Origin of the sequence: Rhodanobacter sp. C06, assembly GCF_002001105.1 — a bacterium.
Taxonomy (GTDB): Bacteria; Pseudomonadota; Gammaproteobacteria; order Xanthomonadales; family Rhodanobacteraceae; genus Rhodanobacter_A.
Genome location: NZ_MUNP01000027.1, coordinates 1 through 15,465 on the forward strand (window position 1 = coordinate 1; position 15,465 = coordinate 15,465).

15 protein-coding genes are annotated in these 15,465 nt (G+C 69.7%); 6 read left to right on the top strand and 9 right to left on the bottom strand.

Annotation, left to right across the window (positions count from 1 at the left end; all coding sequences use genetic code 11):
* Window positions 1-282: 282 nt before the first annotated feature.
* The 6 genes from B0E52_RS01945 to wrbA form a co-directional block, all read right to left on the bottom strand.
* On the bottom strand, window positions 283-774 hold the full coding sequence (locus B0E52_RS01945; RefSeq protein WP_077481237.1) for an asparaginase domain-containing protein: 492 nt from the start codon (window positions 772-774) through the stop codon (window positions 283-285).
* Between the two features lie 57 nt (window positions 775-831).
* Window positions 832-2,469 (bottom strand): acyl-CoA dehydrogenase family protein, encoded by a 1,638-nt coding sequence (locus tag B0E52_RS01950; protein ID WP_077481239.1) that lies wholly within the window; start codon window positions 2,467-2,469, stop codon window positions 832-834.
* A gap of 83 nt (window positions 2,470-2,552) precedes the next feature.
* Window positions 2,553-3,254: a DUF4328 domain-containing protein gene (locus B0E52_RS01955; RefSeq protein WP_077481241.1), complete on the bottom strand. Its 702-nt coding sequence runs from the start codon at window positions 3,252-3,254 to the stop codon at window positions 2,553-2,555.
* A 106-nt stretch (window positions 3,255-3,360) separates the two neighbouring features.
* A complete protein-coding gene (locus B0E52_RS01960) occupies window positions 3,361-3,828 on the bottom strand; it encodes a cupin domain-containing protein (protein WP_077481243.1) in 468 nt (155 codons plus the stop codon).
* A 35-nt stretch (window positions 3,829-3,863) separates the two neighbouring features.
* Window positions 3,864-4,202: a DUF2069 domain-containing protein gene (locus B0E52_RS01965; RefSeq protein WP_077481245.1), complete on the bottom strand. Its 339-nt coding sequence runs from the start codon at window positions 4,200-4,202 to the stop codon at window positions 3,864-3,866.
* Window positions 4,199-4,795 (bottom strand): NAD(P)H:quinone oxidoreductase, encoded by a 597-nt coding sequence (gene wrbA, locus B0E52_RS01970; protein WP_077481247.1) that lies wholly within the window; start codon window positions 4,793-4,795, stop codon window positions 4,199-4,201. Before wrbA ends, B0E52_RS01965 begins: the two co-directional genes overlap by 4 nt.
* A 67-nt stretch (window positions 4,796-4,862) precedes the next feature.
* On the opposite strand from wrbA, the gene B0E52_RS01975 reads away from it, so the two are divergent.
* Genes B0E52_RS01975 through B0E52_RS01985 form a run of 3 tightly spaced genes read left to right on the top strand, consistent with a single transcriptional unit; the run spans window position 4,863 to window position 6,873 of the window.
* Window positions 4,863-6,131, top strand: a complete 1,269-nt coding sequence (locus tag B0E52_RS01975; RefSeq protein WP_077481249.1) for a YihY family inner membrane protein — start codon at window positions 4,863-4,865, stop codon at window positions 6,129-6,131.
* Window positions 6,128-6,607: a TlpA disulfide reductase family protein gene (locus B0E52_RS01980; protein ID WP_077481251.1), complete on the top strand. Its 480-nt coding sequence runs from the start codon at window positions 6,128-6,130 to the stop codon at window positions 6,605-6,607. Before B0E52_RS01975 ends, B0E52_RS01980 begins: the two co-directional genes overlap by 4 nt.
* Complete coding sequence (locus B0E52_RS01985) at window positions 6,607-6,873, top strand: acylphosphatase (protein WP_077481253.1); 267 nt, start codon at window positions 6,607-6,609, stop codon at window positions 6,871-6,873. Before B0E52_RS01980 ends, B0E52_RS01985 begins: the two co-directional genes overlap by 1 nt.
* Before the next feature lie 4 nt (window positions 6,874-6,877).
* Here B0E52_RS01985 and B0E52_RS01990 read toward each other — a convergent pair whose 3' ends face one another.
* The 3 genes from B0E52_RS01990 to hemA all read right to left on the bottom strand — a co-directional run bounded on the left by B0E52_RS01990 (window position 6,878) and on the right by hemA (window position 11,509).
* Complete coding sequence (locus B0E52_RS01990) at window positions 6,878-8,980, bottom strand: tetratricopeptide repeat protein (RefSeq protein WP_139351550.1); 2,103 nt, start codon at window positions 8,978-8,980, stop codon at window positions 6,878-6,880.
* Window positions 8,981-9,073: 93 nt separating this feature from the next.
* Window positions 9,074-10,147, bottom strand: coding sequence for a peptide chain release factor 1 (gene prfA / locus B0E52_RS01995; RefSeq protein ID WP_077481255.1), 1,074 nt, complete (start codon window positions 10,145-10,147; stop codon window positions 9,074-9,076).
* 93 nt (window positions 10,148-10,240) lie between these two features.
* Window positions 10,241-11,509: a glutamyl-tRNA reductase gene (gene hemA, locus B0E52_RS02000; protein WP_077481257.1), complete on the bottom strand. Its 1,269-nt coding sequence runs from the start codon at window positions 11,507-11,509 to the stop codon at window positions 10,241-10,243.
* A 149-nt stretch (window positions 11,510-11,658) separates the two neighbouring features.
* Here hemA and B0E52_RS02005 point away from each other — a divergent pair, with 149 nt between their 5' ends.
* The 3 genes from B0E52_RS02005 to ispE are packed head-to-tail and all read left to right on the top strand — an operon-like array spanning window position 11,659 to window position 15,401.
* Complete coding sequence (locus B0E52_RS02005) at window positions 11,659-13,374, top strand: tetratricopeptide repeat protein (protein WP_077481259.1); 1,716 nt, start codon at window positions 11,659-11,661, stop codon at window positions 13,372-13,374.
* Entirely contained in the window at window positions 13,371-13,976 is a 606-nt protein-coding gene (gene lolB, locus B0E52_RS02010; RefSeq protein WP_077481261.1) for a lipoprotein insertase outer membrane protein LolB, read from the top strand. Before B0E52_RS02005 ends, lolB begins: the two co-directional genes overlap by 4 nt.
* Before the next feature lie 27 nt (window positions 13,977-14,003).
* The gene (gene ispE / locus B0E52_RS02015) at window positions 14,004-15,401 is read left to right on the top strand and encodes a 4-(cytidine 5'-diphospho)-2-C-methyl-D-erythritol kinase (RefSeq protein WP_077481263.1); all 1,398 of its coding nucleotides are present in this window, start codon (window positions 14,004-14,006) and stop codon (window positions 15,399-15,401) included.
* Window positions 15,402-15,465 lie beyond the last annotated feature (64 nt).

The window sequence follows — 15,465 nt, forward strand, 5'->3', positions numbered from 1 at the left end:
CTGTTTGCGCTGGTCAACCTATGGATGGCGCGCGGGATACTGCTGCAACCGAGATAGGGTTGCTGCGTCCGCCGTGGCCTGAAAAGGCTGGCGGCGGCACGAAGAACATGGAATGGGGCTCGCGGGCGGGAGCATCTTGCCTGCCGCTGGCTCAAATACGCGCCGAGAGCATGAGGCGGTGATTGATCAGACCATCCTTAGAGCACCTTTTCCAAGACCCGTGATGCTTCAAGTCCCGCAAAAACAAGGGTCAGAGTACACCTTCCAAAGGCCCGTGGTGTTCTAGTTCTTCACTTCCTCGAACCGATTCTCCGCCCGGTTCTTGCGCACCTTGGCCGGATCCCACACGCGGCCGTTCATGGTGATGTAGACGCCGTCGGGCAGGGTCTGCACCGCGGCCACCGCGCAGCCGATGTTGAACACCGCGTCCGAACCCTGGAAGCGCGCGGGGTTCAGCGCGCCGGTGAGCACGATCACCTTGCCGGGGATGGTAGCCAGCACCTTCGCGGTTTCCACCATGGTGTCGGTGCCGTGGGTCACCAGCACGTGGCGGTGCGGTTGCGCCTCGATGGTGGAGCGGATCAGCGCGCGGTCCTCGTCGGTGACGTGCAGGCTGTCCTTGCGCAGGATCGGGATCACGTCGAACTGGAAGGCCACGCCGAGCTGGCCGAGGATCTCGCCGATCTGCGGCGCGCCGATCTTGTAGTCCGACTTGTCGTCGAAGTAGATCTTGTCGATGGTGCCGCCGGTGGTGACGATGGTGAGATGCTGCATGGTCGCTGCGCCGCAAGGGGAGTCCGCGCATTTTAGCGGGTTGCGTCCGTGTGGCGCTCAACCCAGCAACAGGCCCGTGTCATCCATGTCGATGTCGGCCAGCCGCAACAGGCCGTGGCCGAGGAAGCGGCGCAGCGCCGCCGCCGGACGCGTGTCGCCGCGCGCCTGCGCCCATGCAGCTTGCCGCGCCAGCAACGCCGCCGCCGCGCTGCGCGCGAGTGTGAGCGCCAGCCCGCGCGCACCGGCTTCCAGCGTGGCGCGATCCGTGGATGGCGCATCGAGATGGCCGGCGGCGGCATCTAGCGCGGCGTCGATCGCGAAGGCGGCGTGCGGATCGCCGCCTTGCAGCCAAGCGGCGACGACCGTGCGCAGCGCGCCGAGACCATCGCCCGCGAGTGCGCGCAGCGCGTCCAGCGACAGCACGTTGGTGGTGCCTTCCCAGATCGCGTACACCTGCGCGTCGCGCAGCAGCTGCGGCAGGCCGGTGTCCTCGATGTAGCCTTGGCCGCCGAAGCATTCCAGCGCCTCGGAACAGAGGCGCACCGCCAGCTTGCCCGTCCACAGCTTCGCCAGCGGCGTGAGCAGGCGCAGCAGCGCGGCCTCGTGCGGTGCCGCGCTGCCGTGCTCCACGCGGCCCAGCAACTGCGCCACCTCGAAGGCCAGCGCGAACGCGCTCTCGAACTCGGCCTGCATGTCCGCCAGCGTCTGTGCGTGCAGCGGTTGTTCGACCAGCGGACGGCCGAAGGCCTGCCGTCGTTCGGCATAGTCGCGGGCCAGCGCGATCGCCCGCGCCATGCTGGCGACGGCGCAGACCGCGTTCCACGTACGGGTGACGTTGAGCATCGGCGCCACCTGGCGCACGCCGTTGGCCAACTCGCCCAGCGGCCAGGCGAGCAGGCCGTCGAGGTGGATCTCGGCGGTGGGCAGTTCCTGCGTGCCCAGCTTGTCCTTGAGGCGGTCGATCACCAATTCCGGCTTGCGCTGCGCTCCGTCCATGGTCTCCACGTAGAACAGCGCCAGTGCACCGGAACCGTGGCCCGCGCCCTCGGGTCGCGCCAGCGCCAGCGCGGCCTCGCCCACCACGGCGGAGCTGAACCACTTGCGGCCGTGCAGCCGCCACTGGCCGTCGGCATCCTGTCGCGCCACGGTTTCGGTATGGCCCACGTCCGAGCCGCCGTGCGTCTCGGTCATCCATTGGCCGCTGAGCCAGAACGTGGCCGCGTCGCGCGAGAGGAAGTGCGGCAGCGCGCGTTCGATCAGTGCGCGATTGCCCGAAGCCTTCAGCGCCGTCGCCGCGCCGTCGGTCATCGCCAGCGGACAGGTATAGAACTCGCTGGCCACGTGGTAGAGGTAGACGCGGGCGAACTCCTCCAGCCGCGCGTGTTCGTGTGCCTCGTGGCCGCTGGCGAGCACGGCGTGGCGCGTGGTGATGTCGGAGCCTTCCTGCCACGCCGTGGTCAGCTCGATGCGATCCACGCGGCGTCCCCAGGCGTCCCATTGCGTGAGCACCGGCTTGCGCCGCGTGGTGACGGCGGCGCGCTGCCACGCCATCAGTGCGTAGTCGCCCAGCGCGTCGAGGTCGGACTCCAGCGCGGCGCGGCGTGCGGCGGGCAGGGCGCGATCCAGCAGCGCGTGCAGCAGGCGTTCGCCGCGCCAGGGATGCGACAGTTGCGGGGCGTCTTGCAGGAATTCCATGGGAGGCTCCAAGGATGGCCTGCCAGCAGTATAGGCAGGCTGCAGCGGGCCCCTGCGTGAAACCGATGCAGCCTGCGCGGGCCTTAGCCGGCGACTTCGGTCGTGAGCGTTGGCGCTGACGGAGGCGCGGCATGCATGGACTGCATCTGCCAGATCCGGGCGATCAACAGCGCAAAGGCCAGATTCAGCGGCATGTCGATGAGCGAACTCACCAGTTGCTCGGCATTGGTCAGCAACCAGCCTTCCGCCACGTTGCCATGGCGTGCCGTCATGCCGGCGTACGTGCCGATGAACCACGGGATGAGGAAACCCAGCAGCCACAGCAGCCACCAGAGGCGCAACAGGATTGGAGTGGCCTGTGTCTGTTGTTGCTGCGCTCCGGCGCTGGCCCGATGGATTTCCCGCATGGCCTGATACGGCTTCCAGAAATTCGCGATAGGGATGAAATACCAGCCCACGGCCCAACCGGGACTGGTCGTCATGCCCGTCGCATGGATTGCGTGCATGTTGGCGGCCGCGCGATAGATCCACACGGCGGCGAGGATGAGCGTTGCCAAGGCCACGATCATCACGGGGTAGCTGACAAACCCGCTGGCCCATGCACCGGAGTGGTCCGCAGCCTTGGCGCTCTCGGCGACGGCGACGCCCTGCGCGAGCAGGTGCCGAAACACCTTGCGCTGGTGGATGGCGCTGTCCAGCGAAAACAGTTCGATGACAACGCCGAGGTACAGCAGCCGACGCAACCACCGGGTCAACCACTCCAGGTTCCGCCAAGTGTGTTTCATGGTTCCCTCCGACTTCCTGTTCGTGTCGGGATGGTCCTGTCGCGGAGGGCGGTTGTCGAGATCCGTGCCGGCGAAACATCTTGCGCTGCAGGTTTGCGCGGGGCGGTCAGTCCGGCACGATCGCTTCGAAGTCCACCAGGTCGCCCTGCTCGCCGCGCACGTACAGGCGCTTGCGGCGGTGCGGGTAATCGCAGATGTCTTGTTCGAGCCGCTGGCCCGCCACCAGCAGCACAAGTGGGGCGTCGCCGGTGTTGGTGATCACGTGGGCCGGGCCGTTGCGTGCGAAGCCGAGGAAGTCGCCCGGGCCGATGGCGTGGGCCTGTTCGTCGATAAGCGCCTGCCCGTGCCCGGCCAGCACGTAGACGCATTCTTCCTCATAGTGATGGCGGTGGTATTCGCTGGAGTCGCGGCCGGGCATCAGCTCGATGCGATGGAAGCCGAATCCGGTGAGCCCGGTGGCATCGCCGAGCGACTTGCAGTGGCGCACCGCGTTGGCGTTTAGGCTGTGCGTGCTGACCACCGGCGTCATCGCCTCGATCTCGGCGGCCTTCAGCAGTGCGTGTGGCGAGGACATGCGGTTCTCCCGATCGATTGGTGGATGGGGCGGCATCAACGGCGCGGGCGCCGCACGCCTGCGCCCAGGGTGGCGATCAGCAGCAGGGTCAGCACGATTTCGATGATCGCCAGCGCGCGTTCGAGAGGCGCGCTCCACGCTTCGGCCACGCCATGGCAGAAGTAGAACAGCGCGAGGATGCCGACCCACAGCAAGGCGCGCCGTGGCTGGCGCAGCGCGGCGAGCGGCAGCAGCAGCGGGACCAGCGTGAGCGCCAACACCAGCGCCACCGGCATGCGCTGCGGCGGCAGCAGCCAGCCGTGCCAGGCCAGTTGCAGCGCGACGAGCGCGGCCCAGGCGGCGAGGCCGAGTTTTTGTTCGATCGGCAGGCTCATGCGGCGGCCAGCTTGCGCGCGGCGTCGGCGAGGCGGCGGCCCAGCGCGCGAGCCAGTTCGCGTTCGTGCTCGCTGATCGCGTTTTCGCCCTTGGCGCCGGCGACGTGGCTGGCGCCGTAGGGCGTGCCGCCGCTGTGCGTGGCGGTGAGCGCGGGCTCGGTGTACGGAATGCCCACGATCAGCATGCCGTGGTGCAGCAGCGGCAGTGCCATCGTCAGCAGGGTGGATTCCTGGCCGCCGTGCATGGTGCTGGTGGAGGTGAACAGCGCGGCGGGTTTGCCCACCAGCGCGCCGCTCGCCCATTCGGCGCCGGTGCCGTCGAGGAAGTGCTTGAGTGGCGCGGCCATGTTGCCGAAGCGGGTGGGGCTGCCCAGCGCGAGGCCGACGCAGTCGGCAAGATCCTGCCTGATCACGTAGGGCGCGCCGTCGTCCGGCACCGGCGGTTGCGCGATCTCGGTGACCGGCGCCACCGGCGGCACCTGGCGCAGGCGCGCGCGCATGCCGGGGATCTCCTCGATGCCGCGGGCGATCAGCCGCGCCAGCTGCGCGGTGTGGCCGTTGCGGCTGTAGTAGAGGACGAGAACGTCGTTCATGCGTGTGGGCGCCCGGCGGTGAATGCGCTAGTGTACGGGCGATCCCCGCGAGCCTGGCGAGCCGCTCATGAAACTCCGTTTCGACCGCGATCGCACGCGCAGTTTCGGCCGCTTCCTGTGGCAGCGCTTCGTCGACGACAAGTGCTTCGAGACCGCCGGTGCACTGTCCTACACCACCCTGGTGTCGCTGGTGCCCCTGATGGTGGCGGCGCTGGCGATGTTTTCGGCGTTCCCGGTGTTCGAGGGCGCCCGCGACACCTTGCTCGACTTCGTGTTCCACCATTTCGTGCCGGCGGCCGGCCACCACATCGAGCAGGCGATGCAGGGCTTTGCCAGCAACGCCAGCCAGCTCACCGGCATCAGCCTGCTGGTGATGCTGTTCAGCGCGATCTCGATGATGGTGAGCATCGAGGACAGGCTGAACCGCATCTGGCGCGTGCAGGCCCCGCGCCGCTGGAGCTCGCGGCTGCTGCTGTACTGGGCCGCGTTGACGCTGGGGCCGGTGCTGGTGGTGGGTGGTCTCGCGGTGAGTTCCTACCTCACGGCCATGCCGTTGCTGCAGGGAGCGGCAGTGTCGCTGGGGCTGGGCGAGCGTCTGCTGCGACTGGTGCCGCCCATGGTGACCTTCGTCACGCTGTGGCTGATGTACGTGCTGATCCCGAACCGGCACGTGTCGCGCCGCAATGCGGCGATCGGCGCCTTGCTGGGGGCGCTGCTGTTCGCGGTTGCCCGCTGGGGATTCCGCCTGTTCGTGCATGGCGGCCACGCCTATCAGCAGATCTACGGCGCGCTGGCGGCGATCCCGATTTTCCTGGCGTGGATCTACCTGTCGTGGATCATCGTGATCCTCGGTGCCTCGGTGGCGGCGGCCGTGTCCGCGTTCGAATACCAGCCGACCGCCGAGAAGCTGCCGCCCGGCAGCGAGCTGCTCGGCTTGCTGGTCGTGTTGCGGCACTGCGTGGACGCGCACCGCGCCGGCCGCAGCGTGGATCCGGCGGCACTGCGCGCGTGCGAGCCGCGCCTGCACAGCTTGGCGATCGCCGCGTATTTCGACGACCTGCACCGCGCCGGGTTGGTCCAGCGCGACGAGGCGGGCGCCTGGCGGCTGGCGCGCAGCCTGGACAGCACCGACCTGCGCCGCGTGTACGCGCACTGCGGCTACCGCCTGCCGCTGGACCCGGCGCGCGAGGCTGCGGCGCTGGGCTTGTCCCTGCCGGATGAACTGGTCGCCTTGCTGGACTCGCTCGCCGGTATGCTGGATGGCACGCTGGGCACCCGGCTGGATCGGGCCTATCCTGCCGCCACGTCCCCCGTTGCCGAGGAAACCACCCGATGAATGCCCGCAAATGGTTGGGGCTGTGCGTGCTTGCGCTGGCCGGCCTCGCGCCCGCCCATGCCGCGATGCCCGCGCATCCCGCGCTCCACATCACCACGCTGGACGGCAAGCCGTACGACCTCGCCGCCGAGCGCGGCCACTGGGTGATCGTGAACTTCTGGGCCACCTGGTGCGTACCGTGCATCAAGGAGATGCCGGACATCTCGCGCTACGTGGCCACGCACAAGGACGTGCGCGCGATCGGCCTGGCTTACGAGGACAGCGAGCCGGCCGACATCAAGGCCTTCCTCGCCAAGCATCCGGTGGTGTACCCGGTCGCCCAGGTCACGCTGGACAAGCCGGTGAAGGATTTCGACGAGCCGCGCGGCCTGCCCACCACCTACCTGATCGCCCCCGACGGCACGGTGGCGACGCACTTCATCGGCCCGATCGATGCCGCGAAACTCGACGCGGCGATAACCAAGGGCAAGCGCTGATGCCGACGGCGCGCTTCCTCGTCAGCGGCCGCGTGCAGGGGGTGTGCTACCGAGCCGGTACCCGCGAGCAGGCGCTGGGCCTGGGCGTGGCCGGTTGCGCGAAGAACCTGCCGGACGGGCGCGTGGAAGTGGTCGCCTGCGGTGCGGCGGAGGCGCTGGATGCGCTGGAGCACTGGTTGCGCCAGGGGCCGCCGGGTGCGAGGGTGGCGACCGTGGATCGTGCGGCGCTGCCCGATCAGTCGCTGCACGGATTCCGCATCGACTGATCGGCTACAAATCCAGATCCGCAGCCGGTCTCCCGCTGCGATACCTGGCGCTGATGGCCTTGAGCATGCGGCGGAAGTCGGCGGCGAAGCCTTGCATGTCGAACAGCGGATTGTTCGCGCGCTGCATGGCGAGGCGCAGGCGCAGCATGTCGAGCGCGTCGCGATCGTTGCCGTACAGCACGGCGGTGGCGACGAAGGCGGCTTCGTTCTCGCAGACGAGTTCCGGCATGTCCAGGTGATGGAGCAGGCTGGCGGCAACCCGGCCGGGGAAGCCGTGGCCGCGGCAGGTGAGCAGCGGACAACCCGCCCACAATGCATCGGAGGCGCTGGCGTGCGCGTTGCAGGGCAGCGTGTCCAGGAACAGGTCGGCGTGGTTGTAGCGTGCCAGGTACTCCAGGTGCGGCAGGCGCGGCAGGAAGACCAGCCGCTCCGGCGCGATGCCGGCGGCGGCTGCTGCGCCGCGCAGACGATCGTCCGCGCCTTCCGGGCCTGATCGCAGCCACAGCACGCTGTCGGGTACCTGCTGCAGGATTTTCATCATCCGCTGGAACGAGTTCGCGTTGAGCTTGTGGCTGCCGTTGAAGCACGCGAACACGGTGCCGTGTGCAGGCAGGCCGCATTCCGCACGCCCGGGCGGATGCCGCACGATGCGGCTGACGTCGCTGGGCTGGCAGCAGCGCGGCAGGCGCAGCAGCTTTTCGCGGACGTGGGGACGCATGCTGTCGGGCAGCATCACGGCATCGGCCAGCAGGTAATCCATCCAGGGCGCGCCCGACGTGCCGGGGCAGGCCAGCCAGTTCACCTGTACCGGCGCGGCGCGCAACGCCATCAGCTCGCCGTCATCCTTGCCGCCATGGCCGTTGAGGTCGACCAGGATCTCGATGCCGGCCGCGTGGATCCGCCGTGCCGTCTGCACCGGAGCTAGCGCCGAGACATCGTGCAAGCGGGCGGCGCTGGCCAGCCGGCGGCGGGTAGTGCCGCCGTCGTCCGGTGTCGTGGCGAACAGGTGGAGTTCCAGCGGCTTGCCGGGCAAGGCTTCGAGCAGCGCGACCACCAGCAGGCCGGTGGCGTGTTCGTTGAAGCCGTCGGCGACGAAACCCACGCGTATCGGCATGTCCAGCGCGGGCCGGGGGTGCGTGAAATCGAGCTGCCAGCGCAGCGGTGCAGTCCGCTGATCGACGGTGGCTGCCCAAGCCTTGGCGGCGCGCAGTTGCACCGCCGGTTCCAGCTCTTCGGCAAGCAGCGCGAACGGGTTGAGGATGGCATGGCCCGAGGCCGCTGCCTGCCGCAGGCGTTCGGCCAACGCGTCCAGTTCACGCCAGTCGCACAACCGGCGCCGCAGGAACACCAGCCGGCCCAGCGCCGGGATGTAATTCGGGTCCAGGCGCAGCGCGCGGTCATAGGCATCGGCGGCGGTTTCGAGCGTGCCCATTCGCTCCAGTATCCGGCCCGCCTCGCAGGGATATTGCGCGTTGCCTGGGTCGAGTCGTTCGGCCTGCAGCCAGGCGTCGAGGGCTTCCCGGGAGCGGCCCTGCATCTGCAGCACCTGCCCGAGCAGGGCGTGGGCGGCATCGGAGGAGGGCGCGAGCTGCAGCGCTTCGCGCACCCCTGCTTCCGCTTGCCTGGCGTGGCCGAGTTGCAGTTCGGCCTCGGCGAGTTCCAGGCACAGGCCCGGATGCTGCGGCATGGCTTGCAAGGCCAGGGCGAATGCCTCGCGGGCTTCCCCGTGGCGCGCGGCGGCCATCAGCGCGCTGCCGAGCATTTGCAGGGCCGCGGGATGGTTCGGCGAGTGGCGCAACATGGTACGCATGCGCTCGATGGCGTCGTCGGCGCGCCCCCCGGACAGCGCGATGGCGGCGAGGCTGCATTGCGTCTCGACGCTTTCGGGCGCCAGTTCCGCCGCGCGGACCAAGGCCATCTGCGCCTCCTTGAAGCGCCCCAGTTGCAGGAGGGCGGTGCCGTGCAAGCGGACCAGTTCCGCCGCCACGGGATACTGCAGGCGTGCGCCGGCGGCAAGATTCGCGGCGTCGGCAAAGGCGCCGTCCTGCAGCAGGACCGTCAGCCGGTTCAGTACGGCGTTGACATCGGCGAAGGATGTACTGGCCATGGCGCCACGCTAACCGAGCTCGCCAGCGTTGCCAAACGTCGGGGATAGGGCTGACAGGCCGGTGCCGCCTGCGCCGGGGCAATCAGGGCATCCTCAGGCGAGCGCCTTCAGTTCGTCGACCTGGTGCTCGCGGGTGAGCGTGTCGATCAGCTCGTCGAGGTCGCCCTGCATGATCTCGGGCAGGCGGTACAGGGTGAGGTTGACGCGGTGGTCGGTGATGCGGCCCTGCGGGAAGTTGTAGGTGCGGATGCGCTGGCTGCGATCGCCCGAGCCGACCTGCAGGCGGCGTTCCTGCGCCTGCGCCGCGGCTTGCTTGCCCTGCGCCTCGTCCAGCAGGCGCGCCTGCAGCAGGCTCATCGCGCGGGCGCGGTTCTTGTGCTGGCTGCGTTCGTCCTGGCACTCCACCACCGTTCCCGTGGGCAGATGCGTGATGCGGATCGCCGAGTCGGTCTTGTTGACGTGCTGGCCGCCCGCTCCCGAAGCGCGGAAGGTGTCGATCTTGAGGTCGGCGGGGTTGATCGCGATGGATTCGATTTCGTCCAGCTCGGGCAGGATCGCCACGGTGGCGGCCGAGGTGTGGATGCGCCCCTGCGACTCGGTTTCCGGCACGCGTTGCACGCGGTGCGTCCCGGATTCGAACTTCAGACGCGAATAAGCACCGCGGCCCTCGACGCGCGCCACGATCTCCTTGTAGCCGCCGTGCTCGCCTTCGTGTGCGCTGAGGATCTCCACTTGCCAGCGCCGCCGCTCGGCGTAGCGCGTGTACATGCGGAACAGGTCGCCCGCGAAGATCGCCGCCTCGTCGCCGCCGGTGCCGGCGCGCACTTCGAGGTAGAGGTTGGCCTCGTCACGCGGGTCCTTCGGCAGCAGCAGGAGCTGCAGCTCGCCGTCGAGTTCGGTCAGGCGGCTTTCCAGCCGTGCGATATCGTCGGCGGCCAGCTCGGCGAGTTCGGGGTCGTCGGTCATCGCGCGCGCATCGGCCAGCTCGCGCACGGCGCCTTCGTGCTCGCGCAGCGCGGCCACCACCGGTTCCAACTGGGCATATTCGCGCGACAGCTCGCGAAAGCGCGTGCCGTCGGCCAGCACGTCGGGCTGGGCCAGCAGCAGGCCGACCTCCTCGTGGCGTTCGGCAAGGGTTTCGAGTTTGCGGCGGATGGATGGCGTCATGGAGTCGTCGGTTGCGTGCGTAGGAGCGCACTCTGTGCGCGATTGCTCCTGGCTTCGATCGAAGCGCAAGGCATTCGCGCGCAGGGTGCGCTCCTACAGGTCAGGGTCTTGCGGATCGAGGTCGTACAACCGCCCCGCCGCATGCAGCAGATCCAGGTCGCCGGATAGCGCGGCTTCGCGCAGGCGCGCGCTGGGGTGGTGCAACAACTTGTTCGTGAGCGTGTGGGCGAGGAAGCCCAGCGCCTCGTCGGGCGACTTGCCGCGCGCGAGCATGGCGCGGGCCTTCTCCAGCACCTCGTCGCGATAGACCTCGGCGTGCTGGCGCAGGTCCAGCGCGGGATTGCGCAGGCCGAGCGCGCGGCGCCAAGCCATGTAGCGATCCACCTGCAGGTCGATGATCGCGTCGGCCTCGCGCGCGGCGGCGGCGCGCGAGCGGCGGTTGTCGTCGATCACCTGCTGCAGGTCGTCGATGCCGTACAGGTATACGTCGGGCAGCTCGGCCACCGCGGGTTCGATGTCGCGCGGCACCGCGATGTCGACCATGAACATCGGCTTGCGCCGGCGCGTGGCCAGTGCCTGCTCGACCATCGCGCGGGTGACGACGGGCTGGCGCGCGGCGGTGGAGGCGATCACCACGTCGGCCTCGGCCAGGTGTTGCGGCAGGTCGGCCAGCGCGATCGCGTAGCCGCCGTAGCGGCCAGCGAGGTCTTGCGCGGTCTCCAGCGTGCGGTTCGCCACGATCAGCCGGCGCGCCTGCTTGTCGGCGAGGTGGCGCGCGGCCAGTTCGATGGTGTCGCCGGCGCCGATCAGCAGCACGCAGGCTTCGCGCAGGTCGGCGAACACCTGCTCGGCGAGGCGCACCGCGGTGAACGCCACCGACACGGTGTGCGCGCCGAGACGGGTTTCCGTGCGCACCCGCTTGGCCACCGCGAAGGTGTGCTGCAGCAAGCGGTCCAGTGGCGCCTTCAGCGTGTGCGCGTCGCGCGCGAGCTGGTAGGCGTCCTTCACCTGGCCGAGGATCTGCGGCTCGCCCAGCACCATCGAATCCAGCCCGGTTGCGACGCGGAAAAGGTGGCGCGCGGCGTCCTGCTCGTCGTGGCGGTACAGGAACTCGTCCAGCTTGCCGGGAGTCAGACGATGGTGGCGGCTCAGCCACGCCAGCGGCAGTTGCTCGGCGCCGGCGGCCACGCCCACGTACAGCTCGGTGCGGTTGCAGGTGGACAGGATCATCGCCTCTTCCACGCCGGGTTCCTGCTGCAGTTCGTGCAGGGCGGCGGCGGTGGCTTCGGGGTCGAACGCCACCTGTTCGCGCAGGGTGACCGGCGCGGTGAGGTGGTTGAGCCCGAGGGCGATCAGCGGCATGGTGTGGCGAATCTTCCGGCGTGGGTCTGGCGGCGTAGGCTAAGCTTGTCGTCGAGGCGCCGTGGATACGGACACGGTCGTGGCGTGTTGGGCAGACGGACGGACAGACGGTGGTCAGTGTGCGAAGCAGGCGTTGCGGATTCAAGCAGATGCGGCATTTTACGGCAGCCGCGACGCTGATGCTCGGGCTGGTCGGCTGCGCCCAGGCGCCGCTGAAACCGGCCGCCAAATCGGCGGCGGCCGCGGCCCAGCCGCTGGCGCGGATGACGGTGGTGACGCCGGACGAGGATCACGACCTGCTCGCGCAGTTGCTGGCCGGCGAAATGGCGCTGGGCCACAGTGATCTGAAGACCGCCGCCGTCCATTACGGCAAGGCGATGGTGCTGGGCGACGATCCCGCGGTGGCCGAGCGCGCCGCGATGCTGGCGATCGCGACGCGCGATGATGCGGCCGCCGCACGTGCGCTGGACCGCTGGCAGGCGCTGGGCGCGAAGCCCGCGGCGATGGCGCAGGCGCGGGCCCAGCTCGCGCTGAATCGCGGCGACACCGCCGAGGCGCGGCGCCAGCTGGAGATCCTCGTCGGCAGCCACGACAAGAACGCCTGGCGCCAATTCGGCCAGGTGTTGCTGGGCGCGCGCGACCAGGCCCAGGCCGGGCAGCTGCTGGAGGGGCTGGCCACGCCGCAGCGCCTGCCTGCCGACCCGCAGGCCTGGCTGGCGATGAGCGAGCTGGGTGACAAGCTGGGTCGCCATGCCTACGCGCAGCACATCGCGGACGCCGCGCTGGCACGCTTCCGCAACAACGCCGAGGTGTATGCCTGGGCGGCGCAAATGAAGGCGCGCAACGGCGACGCCAAGGGCGCGCGCGCGCTGCTGCAGCAGGCGATCGCCAAGGCGCCCGACAACGTGCACCTGCGCCTGGTCTACGCCAGCATGCTCAGCGCGTCCGGCGATTACGCGGCGGCCGCGAAGCTGCTCGACCACGGCCCGCAGGACGCCGACACCTACCAGCTGCGCGCCGCGCTGGCGGCGCGCAGCAACGACACCAAGGCGCTGGCGGCGCTGTATCGCCAGCTGCAGCAGGCCGCACCGGACGTGCGCGAACAGAACGCCTTCCTGCTCGGCCAGCTGGCCGAGATGCAGCACCACGAGACCGAGGCGCTGGCCTGGTACGGCCAGGTCGGCGACGACGATCCGCATGCCTTCGACGCCGACCTGCGCAGCGCCGTGCTGCTGCAGGCGCAGGGCAAGAGCGGCGCGGCGCACGAACTGCTGGGCCAGATGCAGCTGGACTATCTCGACCAGCCGGCCCAACTGCGCCAGGCCTGGCAGCTCGACGCCGAGCTCTACATGCGCGAGCAGCACTACGTGCAGGCGATCAACGCATTCACCCGCGCGCTGCAGGTGGTGCCGAACGACCCGGGCCTGCTGTACGGCCGCGGCCTGGCCTACGCCGAGGCCGGCCAGACCGATCTCGCGGTGCAGGATTTCCGCAGCCTGCTCAAGCTCAAGCCCGACGACATCGACGCCAGCAACGCGCTGGGCTACACCCTGGTCGACGCGAACCGCGACCTGCCCGAGGCGGAGCAGCTGATCGCGAAAGCGCGCGCGGCGCGGCCGAATGATCCGGCGATCGCCGATTCCTGGGGCTGGCTGCAGTACCGGCTGGGCCATCTCGACCAGGCGGTGCAGGCGCTGCGCGGCGCGTGGCAAGCGGGCAAGGATGCCGATGTCGGCGTGCATCTGGGCGAGGCGCTGTGGGCGCAGGGCAACCATGCGGACGCGCGGCACGTATTCGACGAGGTGCACAAGATCGATCCGCACAACGCCAGCCTGCAAGGCGTGCTGAAGCGACTCCATCCATGAAGTCCCATCACCGGCTCCTCGCGGCGGCGCTGCCGCTGCTGCTCGCCGCCTGCGCGCCGCAGCTCGTGCGCATCAAGGGCGATGCCAGCCTGCTCAATGCGCAGGTCGCGCGCGAACACGCGCTGGCGCACACCGACCACTGGACGCTGGAAGGGCGGCTGGGCGTCTCCGACGGCCACACCGGCGGCAGTGGCGGTTTCACCTGGACCCAGGACGGCGACAGCTACCGCTTCGTGTTCCGCACGCCGATCACCGGCCGCAGCTTCGAGCTCAGCGGCGGCCCCGATGGCGCCCTGCTCGAAGGGTTGGACGGCGGCCCGCTGCAGGGCACCGATGCCGAGGCCTTGATGCGCCGCGCGCTGGGCTGGGAAGTGCCGCTGCACGATCTGCGCGCCTGGGTGCTGGGACTGCGCGCGGACAGCGGTCCGGCCGAGCTGGCGTTCGGCGACAACCAGTTGCCCTCGCTGCTCACCCAGGACGGCTGGACGGTGGATTACCGCGCCTGGGATACCGCGCGCCAGCCGGCGCTGCCCACCACGATCTTCGCCGCGCGGCCGCCGTACAAGGTGCGGCTGTCGGTGGAGAACTGGACGATCCGCTAGACTGCGCAGCCCGCCAGGGCCTCCCGCATGAGCTGCACCATCGTTCCCGCCCGCCTCGACCAGGCCGACACGCTGTGCGACATCGAGCGCGCCGCGCAGGAGCTGTTCCGTGGCCATCCCGCGTGGCCGTCATATGCCGCCGCGGCCATGGATGCGCAGGCGCTGGCTGAAGCGATCAGCGCGGGCCGCGTATGGGTGGCGCTGGACGAGGATGGCTGCGCCGTGGGCTTCGTGGGCGTGGAGATCGAGGACGGCGAGGTCGGCATCGCCGAGATCGACGTGCTTCCCAGCCACGGCCGGCGCGGCATCGGCGCAGCGTTGCTGGAGCATGCGTGCGCCTGGGCGGCCGAGTCGGGCTATCCGTCCGTGGTGCTGGGCACGCTTGCCGACGTGCCGTGGAACGCGCCGTTCTACGCGCGCCACGGCTTCGTGGCCATCGATCCGGGGCACTACACGCCGGCGCTGGCGGCGCACGCCGGGAGCGACCGCGAGCGCGGGTTTCCGATGCATCTGCGGGTCTTCATGCGACGCCGCCTGCAGCCATCGCCTGCCGGTTGGACGCGCTGGCCGGCGCCGGCCAAGCTCAACCTGTTCCTGCGCATCACCGACCGTCGCGCCGACGGTTACCACGAGCTGCAGACCGTGTTCCGTCTGTTGGACTGGGGCGACGAACTGCGCCTGCGCGTGCGCGCGGACGGCGAAATCCACCGCCTCACCGAGGTGCCCGGCGTGCCCGCGCAGGAGGATCTGGTGGTGCGCGCCGCACGGCTGCTGCAGGAGCAATCGGGCAGCGCGCTGGGCGCCGAGATCGAAATCGGGAAGCGCATCCCGATGGGCGGCGGCCTTGGCGGCGGCAGCTCCGACGCCGCCACCGTGCTGGTGGCGCTGAACCACTTGTGGTGCTGCGGGCTGGACGAGGACGCGCTGGCCGAACTGGGCCGGCGGCTGGGCGCCGACGTGCCGGTGTTCGTGCGCGGCCGTTCGGCCTGGGCCGAGGGCGTAGGCGAACGACTCAGCCCGCTGGCGCTGCCGCGACGGCACTACGTGGTGCTCGATCCGCACGCGCACGTGCCCACCGCGGCGCTGTTTCAAGCGCCTGAATTGACACGAAATGCGCCCCCGGCGACAATTTCGTCCTTTGTTTCGGGCGAAACGACGGAAAACGCCTTCACACCGGTGGTGCGCGCGCGCCATCCCGGCGTGGCGGCGGCGCTGGACTGGCTGGGTCGCCACGGGGCGGCAAGGCTTTCCGGCAGCGGCGGCTGCGTGTTCCTGGAAACGGCAACGCGCGAGCAAGCCGAAGCCGTGGCGACGCAGTGCCCCAAGGAATTCGGCGTTCACATGGCGAGCGGCGTGAACCGTTCACCTTTGCTGGCTGCGCTGAACCGTCACCGCGCGGTTGTCGCCGGAACAAAAACGGATTGACCAGGTGCCACCCCAAAGTGTCGCCGTTCCATCGGACAGTTCGGCCAGGATGGCCAGGATGGCC